The organism is Pseudomonas putida (assembly GCF_004357765.1).
GTDB classification, from domain to species: domain Bacteria; phylum Pseudomonadota; class Gammaproteobacteria; order Pseudomonadales; family Pseudomonadaceae; genus Aquipseudomonas; species Aquipseudomonas putida_U.
Window position 1 is genome coordinate 303,534 of record NZ_SMTE01000008.1, and the last position, 11,268, is coordinate 314,801.

Here is an 11,268-nt window from a genome sequence, read left to right on the forward strand (position 1 = left end):
CCGACTGCTCGGATCAGCGTTTGAGCAGGTCCAGCGCCACGTCCACGATCATGTCTTCCTGACCACCCACCATGCGCCGCTTGCCCAGTTCGACGAGGATGTCCACCGCCTTGATGCCGTAGCGGGCAGCCGCGACCTCGGCATGACGCAGGAAGCTCGAATAGACCCCGGCATATCCCAGCGCCAGGGTTTCTCGGTCCACTCGCACGGGACGATCCTGCAGCGGACGCACCAGGTCGTCGGCGGCATCCATCAGCGCGTACAGGTCGGTGCCGTGGTTCCAGCCGAGTTTGTCGGCGGCGGCGATGAACACCTCGAGCGGGGCATTACCGGCACCGGCGCCCATGCCGGCGAGGCTGGCGTCGATGCGATCGCACCCCTCCTCCACCGCAGCGATGGAGTTGGCCACGCCCAGGCTGAGGTTGTGATGGGCATGAATGCCGGTAGAAGTGGCCGGGTCGAGTACGGCCTTGACCGCACGGAAGCGCGCGCGGACGTCGTCCATGTTCATCGCCCCGCCCGAGTCCACCACATAGATACAGGTGGCGCCGTAGCGCTCCATCAGCTTGGCCTGCTGGGCCAGCCCTTCGGGCGTCTGCATGTGGCTCATCATCAGGAAACCCACGGTGTCCATGCCCAGCTCACGGGCATACTCGATATGCTGACGGGAGACGTCCGCTTCGGTGCAGTGGGTGGCGACGCGCACGATTCGGGCACCGGCGTCGTAGGCGTTCTTCAGGTCGTGGAGTGTGCCGATCCCTGGCAGCAGCAGCGTGGCGATCTTGGCGTGGCTGACCGCATCGGCGGCTGCTTCGATCCATTCGAGGTCGGTATGGGCACCGAAGCCGTAGTTGAAGCTCGAACCCTGCAGACCATCGCCATGGGCGACTTCGATGGAGTCGACCTTGGCCCGGTCCAGGGCAGCGGCGATGGCGCGCACGTCGTCCAGCGAATACTGGTGACGGATGGCGTGCATACCATCGCGCAGGGTGACGTCGGAGATGTAGAGTTTCTTGCCGTTCATGCCAAGGCCCCCATTGCTTGCGCCATGCGCTCGGCGGTGGCCAGCGCGGCGGAGGTCATGATGTCGAGATTGCCGGCGTAGGCCGGCAGGTAATGGGCCGCGCCTTCGACTTCGAGGAACACGGAGGTCTTGAGGCCGGTGAAGGTGCCCTGCCCCGGCAACCTGAGGTCGCGCACTTGTTCGAACTGCACCTGCTGCTTGAGGCGGTAACCCGGCACGTAGGCCTGCACCGCAGCGGCCATCTCTTCGATACTCGCCGCCACCTGCTGTTGATCGGCGGCTTCGCTGAGCACGTACACCGTGTCGCGCATCATCAGCGGCGGCTCGGCGGGGTTCATGATGATGATCGCCTTGCCCTTGCTCGCGCCGCCGATCACCTCGATGGCCTTGCTGGTGGTCTCGGTGAACTCGTCGATATTGGCGCGGGTGCCGGGGCCGGCGGACTTGCTGGCGATCGAGGCGACGATCTCGGCGTAGTGCACCTTGGCCACGCGCGACACCGCCGCGACCATGGGGATGGTGGCCTGGCCACCGCAGGTGACCATGTTGACGTTGGTCGCCTGCAGGTGCTGCTCCAGGTTGACCACCGGCACGCAGTATGGACCGATGGCGGCTGGAGTCAGGTCGATCATGCGCAGGTCGGCCTTGTGCTGGCGCAGGAACGCGTCGTTCTTCACGTGGGCACCGGCGCTGGTGGCGTCGAAGACGAACTCGATGTCCTTGAACACCGGCAGACGGGTAAGCCCCTGCACGCCTTCGTGGGTGGTGGCGACGCCCATGCGGGCGGCGCGGGCCAGGCCGTCGGAGGCCGGGTCGATGCCAACCATCGCAGCCATTTCCAGGTGCTTGGCGTTGCGCAGGATCTTGATCATCAGGTCGGTGCCGATGTTGCCGGAGCCGATGATGGCAACTTTGCGTTTCTGGCTCATGGAGGTCTCCGTCACTCGTCGCTGAAGGTCACGCCGACGCGGCCCAGGCCGTCGATCTCGGCTTCGAAATGGTCGCCCGGCGCCACCGCCACCATCGGCCCGAGGGCGCCAGTGAGGATGATGTCGCCCGCCCGCAGCGGCTCGCCCAGGCGCACCATGGTACGGGCCAGCCAGACGGCGGCGTTGAGCGGGTGGCCGAGGCATTCGGCACCCGTGCCGCTGGACACCAGTTCGCCGTTGCGGGTCATGCGCATGGCGGCGCCGCGCAGGTCAAGGTCGTGCAACTGGCGTGCTGGGCCGCCAAGCACGAAACAACCGCTGGAGGCGTTGTCGGCCACGGTGTCGGCGAAGCGAATGTTCCAGCCCTGCACACGGCTGCCGACGATCTCCAGCGCCGGCAGCACATGGCCAGTGGCGGCGATCACATCGGCGAAGGTGGTCTGCGCGCTGGGCAGGTCGTGGGCCAGCACCAGGGCGATCTCGGCCTCGATCTTCGGCTGCAAGACGCTGGCGTAGGGCACGCTTTCGTTGTCGCCGTAGCACATGTCGGCGAACAGGCTGCCGAAGTCCGGCTGGTCGACGCCCAGCTGGGCCTGCACCTTGGGATTGGTCAGACCGATCTTGCGGCCCACCAGACGCCGCCCGTCAGCCAGAGCGTGGGCAACGTTCAAGCGCTGGATGGCGTAGGCCGCTTCGGCGTTTTCCGCGCCGATGACGTCACGCAGCGGAGCGATGGCCTCCCCCAGCAGCTGGGCACGGCGCAGGTCGGCGGCCAGGCGCTCGAGGGTTTGCGAATCGATGGTCATGGGATGTACCTCAAATCAGTGCTGGAGGAAGTCCAGTACCAGGCGGTTGAAGGTCTCGGCGTGTTCCCACTGGGCCCAGTGGCCGCAGTTGTTGAACACGTGCAGTTCGGAATTGGCGATACCGGCGATCAGGCGCAGGCCGACGTCCATCGGCACGAAACGGTCGTTGCGGCCCCAGACCACCAGGGTCTTGGCCTTGATCTCGCCCAGGCGTGCAGCGAAGTCGGGGAACTGCTTGGGGTTGGCGGCCAGGCTGGCGACGAAGTTGTCGAGGTGGTCGCGGCGACTGAGCATGTTGTCCAGGCGGGTCTGGAACAGCGCCTCGGTGAGGTCGCTGGGGTCGTAGACGAAGACGTTCATCATCTTCTTCAGATTGTCGATGGTGGGCTCGCGGTACAGGGCGTTGATCAGCTTGATGCCCTCGGTGGGCATCGGCACGAACGGGCTCACGCCACCGGTGCCGCCGCCCATCAGCACCAGTTTGCCGACGCGCTCGGGGTAGCTCAGGGCAAAGGCCACTGCGCTGTGGCCGCCCATGGAGTTGCCGAGGATGTGCACGCGTTCGAGGCCCAGCACACCGAGCAGGCCCTTGAGGGCGGTGGCGTTAAGGTCCGAGCGAGAGCCACGGCAGACGATCGGGTCGCTCTTGCTCCAGCCTGGGCAGTCCATCAAGACCACGCGGTAACCGGCGGCCAGCAGTGGTTCGATATTGCGGTTGAAGTTGGCCCAGCCACTGGCCCCCGGGCCGGAGCCATGGAGCATGACCACGGTCTCGGCACCTTCGCCAAGGTCGTTGTAGTGCACCTGCAGATCGAGCTCGCCTTCGCGGACACGGGCAAATCGGCTGCTGGCGGCTTCGCTGATGGAAATGCTGGTCATGATGGAAGTCCTCCGGTCATCAAATAAGGGAATGGGCGCTGAGCGAGCCAAAACCTGCGATCCACTCGGGGATCGGCCGGTAATAGCGCTCGCTGGTCTGGTAGTCGCCGTAGGCAGCGAGCGCGGCGAAGGCCGCTACCCAGGTCTTGACCTCGTGGGTCGATTTGCCGGCCAGGGCCGACAGGTCGGCGTTGGCCATGACGTCGAGCTCTTCGAAACGGCGCTGTTCGAGCAGGTCGAGGAAGTGGTTGTCCCAGGCCGGGTTGAGCGGGTGCAGGCTGTGCTGGTCACGCACGAAACCTTCGGCGGCGCTGATCACCCGTTGCTGACGGGCCTGGCGCTCGTTGGTCGGTAAGTCACGGCCGCTGCCCATCAGGCGATCGGCCATGCGCGCATCGACATGGGCCAGCTCTGGCACCGGCGGCTGGTGCGACAGGCCGCCAGAACCGAGAAACAACACGCGTTTGCCGGTGCTGCGGGCGAAGCGACCAACGGCCTCACCGAGCAGCCGGGCGCGGGCGAAGCCGGGCAGCGGTACCGCGACGCTGTTGATGAACACCGGAATCACCGGCTTGTGCGCCAGGCCGCCAAGCAGGTACTCCAGCGGCTGGGCAAAGCCGTGGTCGACCTGCATGCGGTACGACACTGCAGCGTCCACACCCGCCTCGAGCACCGCGCCGGCACAGGCCTCGGCCAGCTCGCGGGGCACGTCGAGCGGGCCGGCGGCGCTCTGGAAATCGCCGATGGCGGTGGCGCCCATGCCGATGCAAAAAGCCGGCATGACGTCATAGAAGAAGCCGTTGTAATGGTCCGGGGCAAACAGCACCACCAGCTCGGGGTCGAATGCAGCGATGCGCGCGCGAGCCGCGCCGATCACTTCGTCGACCTCGGCCAGTACCGCTTGCGGCGGATCGACGTAACCTACCAACGGGGTATGGGACAGGCAGTGCAGATAGGCGCTCATCTCACGCCACCTTCGATGCCAGGGGCACCTGTGCGCCTGACAGTGGCTGGGCAGCCAAGGCGCGCAGCAAGGTATCGCTGGCCTGACCGATGGTTTGCGGGATGGCCACCGCGCCGACGAAGCGGTCCGGACGCAGCAGCGCAATGGATACCGGGTAGCGACCGAACCACTCCTTCAGACGACCCGTGCAGTCGCCCACGCGAATCACCCCATCCGGCACCTCGCGACCGGCCTTGAGTTGCACGTCCGGCACCACCTGGATGAAGCAGGCCCCCAGCGCACGCCAGGCTTGCTCCTGGGCGGCACTCAGCCCCCAGAGCGGATCGTTGCCCCAGGCGATGAAGGCGAACTGGCTGCCGATGACGTCATCGAGCAGGCGGATTTCACCCGATTCGGTGAGTACCTTGGGCTGGATGAACATGCGCCCGACCGCTGTGGTCTTGCTGTCCGCGGCGGCGACCAGCGCCCCCTTGGTGTACTGGGGCATGGGTTTGAAACGCATTTCCAGGAAGTAGCGCTTGACCGCCGGCAGGTAGTTCAGTGCCCAGGAAATGCCATCGCGCAGCGCGCCCTGCCAGCGTTTGGGCGGCGCCAATACATGGCCGGCCAGCACCGACAGGTCGATCATCGCCTTGGCGTGGTCGCGGCGCTCCTGCTCATAGGTATCGAGCAGCGCTTCGCCGGCCAGGCCCTTGACCACCAGGGCCAGCTTCCAGCCCAGGTTGCTGGCGTCACGCATACCGCTGTTGTAACCCTGGCCCTGCCAGACCGGCATGATGTGCGCTGCATCGCCGGCCAGCAGCACCCGCTTGACCCGGAAGCGGCCGGCCAGACGGGCATTGTGGGTGTACACGCGCCTGCGGATCAGCTCGACCCGGTCGGGGTCGGGCAGCACCTTGGTCAGCAGCTTGCGCAGGTTCTCCGGCTTGCCCAGCTCCTGCTCGGTCTCACCCGGCATCACCATGAACTCGAAGCGTCGTACGCCATGGGGCAGCGCCGCCGATACGTAGGGGCGCACCGGGTCGCAGCACAGGTACACGTTGGGAGTGCCCAGCGGGTCGTTGGCGATGTCGATGACAATCCACTGGTTGGGGGCGGTCTTGCCCTCGAAAGAAATGTCCAAGGTACGACGGATCAGGCTGTTGCCACCGTCGCAAGCCACCAGGTAGCGCGCCCGCACGGTTTCCTGACGACCGTCCGGAGCCGTCATCTGCAGGCTCACGCCCTCGTCGTCCTGCTGGAACTGCACCACGTCTCGGGAGAACAGCGTGCGGACATGGGCGAAGCGTTCCAGGCCTCGGTGCAGCACGGCATCGACCTGCGGTTGGATGAACGCATTGCGGCGCGACCAACCGAACTCGTCAGTGGTCGGCTGGATATCGGCGAAGCAGCGACCCTTGGGCGTGAGAAAGCGCATGGCGTGCCACGGCGTGGTGTGCGGCAACACCTGCTCGACCAGACCGATGGCCTGCATGGTGCGCAACGACTCGTCATCGATGCCGATGGCGCGTGGGTAGTCGATCAGCTGGTCGAGCTTCTCGATCTGCAGCACCTTTACGCCAGCCTGGCCGAGATAGTTGGCGATGGCCAACCCCACGGGGCCGGCACCGATGATCACCACGTCTGCGGTGTAGTCGGCCTGGATGTGATCTGGATGCGGCTTGTTCATTGTTGTGATCCTCGACACTGCCCTCGGCGGCCCGGAAGGTTTCCAGGCAAGCCGCGACCGTCCTCGCGCAGGCAGGCGCAAGGGGGATGAACGGGCGTTTTGACTGGTACGGGTCTAGCGGAATGTCGCTACGCTTCGCGGGGCAAAGACGCGGGCGATGGATGCAGGTAGGGATGTCGCGTGCAGGCAGGCATGGCGCATGGTGTATTCCCCTGTCAGGGCGTTTGTAGTTGTTGTGGCGAGTATAGGAATGGCGCCAATTGCCCTACAATGAAAAACAGCGTCAGCGTGCACTTAGTGCACATCATTGTTTTTTAAGGTTTTTTAGTGAACAAAGATCGAGACTCCGACTACAAGACCGTGCGCGGCCTGAGCCGTGGCCTGACCCTGCTCAACACCTTGAACCGGCTGGACGGGGGTGCCAGCCCAACGCGCCTGGCCGAGCTCACCGGCTTGCACCGCACGACCGTCCGGCGCCTGCTCGAGACCTTGCAGGACGAGGGCTACGTGCGCCGCAGCGAATCCGACGACAGCTTTCGCCTGGCACTGAAGGTGCGTGAACTGAGCGAGGGCTTTCGCGATGAACAGTGGATTTCCGCCATCGCCGCCCCCTTGCTGGGCGACCTCTTGCAGCAGGTGGTCTGGCCCACCGACATCTGCACCCTGGAAGTCGACGAGATGGTGGTCCGCGAAACCACCCACCGCTTCAGCCGCCTGTCCTTCCACCGCTCGATGGTCGGCCGCCGTCTGCCGGTGCTGCAGACCGCCACCGGGATGGCCTACCTGGCGTTTTGCGGCGAGGCCGAGCGCGAGCAGATCCTCACGCTACTGGCGACCCGCGAGGAGCCTGAATACCACCTGGCGCGTGACCGTCTGGCCCTCGACAACCTCCTGCGCAAAGCCCGCCACCGCGGTTATGGCGAGAACTACATGGGCTGGAACCGCGAGGCCAGCATCGCGTCCATCGCCGTGCCCCTGTACGACCATGATCAGCAGCGCCTGCTGGGGTGCGTCAGCTTGATCTACATCGCCAAGGCAATGACCATCGAACAGGCTGCCGAGCGCTACCTGCCGGCCCTGCAGGCATTTGCCCTACAGGTTCGGCAAAACCTGGGCGCCGATCATTCGCCGCCGCCGGGGATATCGTGACAGAATGCCCGGCATCGGCTGGCGCAATCGCCTGGCCCACTCCATTTTCAGCGAATACCGAAGCTCCATGCGAAAACTCCTGGCAAGCGCCCTGGCGCTGGTGATGATCGCCGCCGCGTGCGGCTACGGCTTCTGGACCCAGCAGCGCCCGGAAGGCCACTACCTATCCGACCTGCGCATCGCCGTGGCGCTCAATCATGGCGTACCGGGCGAGCGCGGCAACCTGCTGGGGGTTGAGCCCCTGCTCTACCCCAGCGACTACCAGAACCTGCAACGCCTGCACCGCAAGCTCGCTGCCTACCTTGAACAGGCGCGCGCGCAAGGACTGGTGGGACCGCGCACGGTGGTGGTACTGCCAGAACACATCGGCACCTGGTTATGGGCCAGGGGCGAGAAGAAAGAGCTGTACCAGGCCACCCAGAGTCGCGAGGCGCTGCAATGGCTGGAGCTGAGCAACCCGCTGCGCTATGGCTTGGCGATGCTCGGCGCCAGTGGTGACGATCGCCGCGCCGATGCCCACTTGCGCATGAAGGCGCAACAGATGGCCAGCGACTACCAGCAGTTGTTCGGCGGCCTGGCCAGAGAGTTCGGCGTGACCCTCGTAGCGGGCTCCATCGTCCTGCCTGCGCCATATGTCGAAGAGGGCGTGCTGCACGCCGGCAGCGGCCCGCTGTTCAACAGCAGCCTGGTCTTCGCCGGCGACGGCTCGTTGCTCGGCCAGCCTCAGCACCAGCAGTTTCCGGAAAGCGAAACGCGCCGCTACATCCATGCCGGCCACCAGCACCCCTTGCAAGTCATCGATACACCGGCCGGGCGCTTGGGCGTGCTGGTCGGCAGCGACAGCTGGTACCCGCAGAACCAGCAGCAACTGGCCAAGCAATCCGTGCAGTTGATCGCCAACCCGGTGTTTCTCAGCGGCAAGGACAGCTGGCAGGCGCCCTGGCGCGGCAACCGTCACCAGGAGGCCGCTGCGCGCCTGGACGTACAACGCGGCGAGGTCAGCGAGCGCACCGCCTGGGAGCGATTGACCCAGCCGGCTTCGGCCGAGGTGATCAGCATGAGCGTGTTCATGCGCGGACAATTCTGGGAACAGGGCAGCGACGGCCAGGGCTTCGCCTATCAGGACGGCGAGCTGCTCGCGGGGCCACCCAGCCAGGGTGCGCGTCTGCTCAACCTGTGGCTGTAGTGCGATGTTACGTCCCCGCGTACGCCTGGGTGACCTTTCGGTAGGCTTCGTCCAACCGCTGGCCGCTGCCTTGACCGAGCTGGGTCACGACCCGCTGCCGCTTCTGCACCGCTACGGTCTGGACGAGGCGCGTCTGGCCGAAGCCGGGGCACGCTTGTCGATACCCCGTTACATGCACCTGGGGCATGCGGCCCAGGCGCTGGCCGGCGAACCGGCCCTGGGCCTGCGCATGGGCCACCTCAGCCGCCTGCCCCATGCCGGCCTGGCCGGGGTCGCAGCAGCGCAGGCCCCCACGGTGGGCGCCGCGGCGCACGCCCTGTTGCGTTTCGAACCCCTGTATGCGGCCAACTACCGGGGGCAGTCGAGCTACCATGAAGACGCCCATGGCGCGTGGTTGCGTTTCTATTCGATCAGTCCGTACAACGCCTACAACCGTTTCGTGGTCGAGTCACTGCTGGCGGGCTGGTTGGCCCAGCTGTCCGATCTGGTGGGACGCCCCTTGCAGGCTGAACGACTGGAGATCGAATTCGATGCGCCAAGCTATGCGGCACGTTACCAAGCCCTGTGCACCAGCACCGTGCAGTTCTCCGCCGAGGGCAACCAGCTGCGCTTGGGGCGGACGACCCTGGACATCGTCAACCCACACCACTGCCCCAGCACCTGGCAGCACTTGTTGCAGCTGTGCGAAGCCGAGATGGTGCAGCGTACGCGGGTGCGTAGCCTGGGTGAACGGATCACCCACCTGCTCGGCCCGTTGCTCAATGGCGGACGAGAACCTGACCTGGAAGATGTGGCGCGCCACCTGCAGCTCCCGACGTGGACGCTGCGGCGCAGACTGGCCGAGGAAGGCACCGGTTTTCGCGAACTGCTGAACGACACCCGCCGCGACCTGGCCGAGACCTATATCCGCGACACGGCATTGGCCTTCGGCGAGATTGCGTACTTGTTGGGATTTGCGTCGGCTGAGGCCTTCCAGCGCGCATTCAAGCGCTGGACCGGCCTGACGCCCGGGGATTACCGTCGCAACCAGCGACGGCTAGGTTAAAGCTCGGTGGCGTCGTCTGCCGGTTCCGGGCTATCGAGCTCGTAGGCGCGGTCTTCGAGCAGTTCTTCCTGATAGTCATCCATGGTCCTGCGTCCTCTTCTCTCATGTGTCTTCGTGGGTCATCTTCCCAACCTACGGTGGCTGGATGAAGGAATGATGACGAGCTTATGAGTGATAAACGTAGCAGGTGTTCAGGAAGTTATCGCCGGCTATCTGTTACAGGTCGTGTGCCGCTCCCATCACGGCGTTGAAGGCGCGCTCTCGACCGCTTCGCTGGTCTGGCTGGGCTCACTGGACTGAACCTCCTGCGACTGCACCTCAATGGGCGCAGGCTCGGCAGGAGGAGCGATGGGCTGCGACCCCTGGCTGTCGTCGACCACCGGTGCGCTAGCGGCTTCGCTGGCGGCGGCTACTGCGGCAGGAGGGGTTGCGGACGCTGCGGGTGCCGTCTCGGCTGCAGGCGAAGGCGCAGGCTCAGTGGCAACCGCGGGCGCTGCTGCCGGGGCGGGCTCAGGGGCCGGCACCGCTGGCGCAGCCAGGGCCTGTTCCGGCAAGCCAAGGGCAGGCGCGGCCGGCTCGGCTTTCGGTGCTTCCGTCTTGGCTTTCTTGACCTTCTTCGGCTTGGGCAGATAGCTCTCGACCAAGGCGAAATAACGGTCGTAGAACTGCGCCGCAGTCACCGTCTCGCTGGCCACCTTGACCATGGAGTCGTCACTGGAGCCGATCGGCATCGACACCGACCCGAGCACCCCCACCCCAAGGCTGGCGGAAGTGTTGGATTTCTTCAGGCTGTAGCGGTCCTGCAGGGCGTTGGCGAACATGGTGGAACGCTGGTCGTCGCTGACATCCGGTGCACAGGTGACGTTGAAGCTGATCTGCAGGTGGTTCTCGCTGTTCTGCTGGAAGCTCTTGTTGCCGGCAACCTGATTGGGGCCACTGTTGGTGATGATGTAGCCCTGGCTGAGCAAGGCACGGCGTGCCGCCTCGCACGAACCGGCATCGCTGACCGGGAAGCTGCGCGAGAAGGTGCCCGAATCATCGAAGTTCTCGTGCTCGTAGATTGCGGCTTTTTTCGAGGAGCAACCGGTCACGCCCGCCAGCACCAGGGCCAGCCCGAGCGCACCAAAGACGGATGATCTGGTCATTGCGAATTCCGGGTAAGTCGAAGGGTGCCTATTGTGCAACAGCGCAGGCAGCACGGGAACCGTCGTTAGATTAAGAGTGTGTCAGCATCTTGTAAAAGTCAGTGCTGACCGGGCGCAGAAACGAAAAAAGCGACCCGGAGGTCGCTTTGTTCGTAGCTTCGAGGTGTTCAGGGCCTCGAGGCGAATATGGCGCAGCGGACGGGACTCGAACCCGCGACCCCCGGCGTGACAGGCCGGTATTCTAACCGACTGAACTACCGCTGCGTATCGCTTGGGCTTACGCCCGGTTGAAACCTGGACCTGCTCCGCCGAATAGAGGCGGGAGGCACGAAAAGAACGGACATCATTCGCTCTTTCCGTTGCTTCGAGATGTTCATGGGACCTCGAGGCGAAGATGGCGCAGCGGACGGGACTCGAACCCGCGACCCCCGGCGTGACAGGCCGGTATTCTAACCGACTGAACTACCGCTGC

The 11,268-nt window shown here is 65.2% G+C and carries 10 protein-coding genes and 2 tRNA genes; 3 read left to right on the forward strand and 9 right to left on the reverse strand.

Annotation, left to right across the window (positions count from 1 at the left end; genetic code table 11):
• Window positions 1-13: 13 nt before the first annotated feature.
• The 6 genes from mhpE to E2H86_RS14495 are packed head-to-tail and all read right to left on the reverse strand — an operon-like array spanning window position 14 to window position 6,271.
• Window positions 14-1,024 carry a 4-hydroxy-2-oxovalerate aldolase gene (gene mhpE, locus E2H86_RS14470; protein WP_133328884.1) on the reverse strand — a complete coding sequence of 337 codons (1,011 nt, stop codon included), beginning with the start codon at window positions 1,022-1,024 and terminating at the stop codon, window positions 14-16.
• Window positions 1,021-1,953, reverse strand: a complete 933-nt coding sequence (locus E2H86_RS14475) for an acetaldehyde dehydrogenase (acetylating) (RefSeq protein ID WP_133328886.1) — start codon at window positions 1,951-1,953, stop codon at window positions 1,021-1,023. Before E2H86_RS14475 ends, mhpE begins: the two co-directional genes overlap by 4 nt.
• Window positions 1,954-1,964: 11 nt before the next feature.
• Window positions 1,965-2,759 (reverse strand): 2-keto-4-pentenoate hydratase, encoded by a 795-nt coding sequence (mhpD, locus tag E2H86_RS14480; RefSeq protein WP_133328888.1) that lies wholly within the window; start codon window positions 2,757-2,759, stop codon window positions 1,965-1,967.
• Window positions 2,760-2,774: 15 nt separating this feature from the next.
• Window positions 2,775-3,638, reverse strand: coding sequence for an alpha/beta fold hydrolase (locus E2H86_RS14485; RefSeq protein ID WP_165976075.1), 864 nt, complete (start codon window positions 3,636-3,638; stop codon window positions 2,775-2,777).
• Window positions 3,639-3,657: 19 nt separating this feature from the next.
• The gene (gene mhpB / locus E2H86_RS14490) at window positions 3,658-4,602 is read right to left on the reverse strand and encodes a 3-carboxyethylcatechol 2,3-dioxygenase (protein ID WP_133328890.1); all 945 of its coding nucleotides are present in this window, start codon (window positions 4,600-4,602) and stop codon (window positions 3,658-3,660) included.
• 1 nt (window position 4,603) lies between these two features.
• On the reverse strand, window positions 4,604-6,271 hold the full coding sequence (locus E2H86_RS14495) for a bifunctional 3-(3-hydroxy-phenyl)propionate/3-hydroxycinnamic acid hydroxylase (RefSeq protein WP_133328892.1): 1,668 nt from the start codon (window positions 6,269-6,271) through the stop codon (window positions 4,604-4,606).
• Between the two features lie 327 nt (window positions 6,272-6,598).
• Here E2H86_RS14495 and E2H86_RS14500 point away from each other — a divergent pair, with 327 nt between their 5' ends.
• The 3 genes from E2H86_RS14500 (at window position 6,599) to E2H86_RS14510 (ending at window position 9,651) form a co-directional block, all read left to right on the forward strand.
• Complete coding sequence (locus tag E2H86_RS14500; RefSeq protein ID WP_133328894.1) at window positions 6,599-7,420, forward strand: DNA-binding transcriptional regulator; 822 nt, start codon at window positions 6,599-6,601, stop codon at window positions 7,418-7,420.
• Window positions 7,421-7,487: 67 nt separating this feature from the next.
• The gene (locus tag E2H86_RS14505; protein WP_133328896.1) at window positions 7,488-8,606 is read left to right on the forward strand and encodes a carbon-nitrogen hydrolase family protein; all 1,119 of its coding nucleotides are present in this window, start codon (window positions 7,488-7,490) and stop codon (window positions 8,604-8,606) included.
• 4 nt (window positions 8,607-8,610) lie between these two features.
• Window positions 8,611-9,651 (forward strand): AraC family transcriptional regulator, encoded by a 1,041-nt coding sequence (locus E2H86_RS14510; RefSeq protein WP_133328898.1) that lies wholly within the window; start codon window positions 8,611-8,613, stop codon window positions 9,649-9,651.
• A gap of 239 nt (window positions 9,652-9,890) precedes the next feature.
• Here the strand turns inward: E2H86_RS14510 and E2H86_RS14515 are convergent, their stop codons facing one another.
• The 3 genes from E2H86_RS14515 to E2H86_RS14525 all read right to left on the reverse strand — a co-directional run bounded on the left by E2H86_RS14515 (window position 9,891) and on the right by E2H86_RS14525 (window position 11,268).
• Complete coding sequence (locus E2H86_RS14515) at window positions 9,891-10,796, reverse strand: DUF2242 domain-containing protein (RefSeq protein ID WP_133328900.1); 906 nt, start codon at window positions 10,794-10,796, stop codon at window positions 9,891-9,893.
• 187 nt (window positions 10,797-10,983) lie between these two features.
• A tRNA-Asp gene (locus E2H86_RS14520) sits at window positions 10,984-11,060 on the reverse strand.
• 131 nt (window positions 11,061-11,191) lie between these two features.
• Window positions 11,192-11,268: transfer RNA gene (locus E2H86_RS14525), tRNA-Asp, on the reverse strand.

Excerpts from the sequence above, each read along its gene's own strand:
- mhpE (WP_133328884.1), bottom strand. The coding sequence starts at position 1,024 with ATGAACGGCAAGAAACTCTACATCTCCGACGTCACCCTGCGCGATGGT.
- E2H86_RS14475 (WP_133328886.1), bottom strand. The coding sequence starts at position 1,953 with ATGAGCCAGAAACGCAAAGTTGCCATCATCGGCTCCGGCAACATCGGC.
- mhpD (WP_133328888.1), bottom strand. The coding sequence starts at position 2,759 with ATGACCATCGATTCGCAAACCCTCGAGCGCCTGGCCGCCGACCTGCGC.
- E2H86_RS14485 (WP_165976075.1), bottom strand. The coding sequence starts at position 3,638 with ATGACCAGCATTTCCATCAGCGAAGCCGCCAGCAGCCGATTTGCCCGT.
- mhpB (WP_133328890.1), bottom strand. The coding sequence starts at position 4,602 with ATGAGCGCCTATCTGCACTGCCTGTCCCATACCCCGTTGGTAGGTTAC.
- E2H86_RS14495 (WP_133328892.1), bottom strand. The coding sequence starts at position 6,271 with ATGAACAAGCCGCATCCAGATCACATCCAGGCCGACTACACCGCAGAC.
- E2H86_RS14505 (WP_133328896.1), top strand. The coding sequence starts at position 7,488 with ATGCGAAAACTCCTGGCAAGCGCCCTGGCGCTGGTGATGATCGCCGCC.
- E2H86_RS14510 (WP_133328898.1), top strand. The coding sequence starts at position 8,611 with ATGTTACGTCCCCGCGTACGCCTGGGTGACCTTTCGGTAGGCTTCGTC.
- E2H86_RS14515 (WP_133328900.1), bottom strand. The coding sequence starts at position 10,796 with ATGACCAGATCATCCGTCTTTGGTGCGCTCGGGCTGGCCCTGGTGCTG.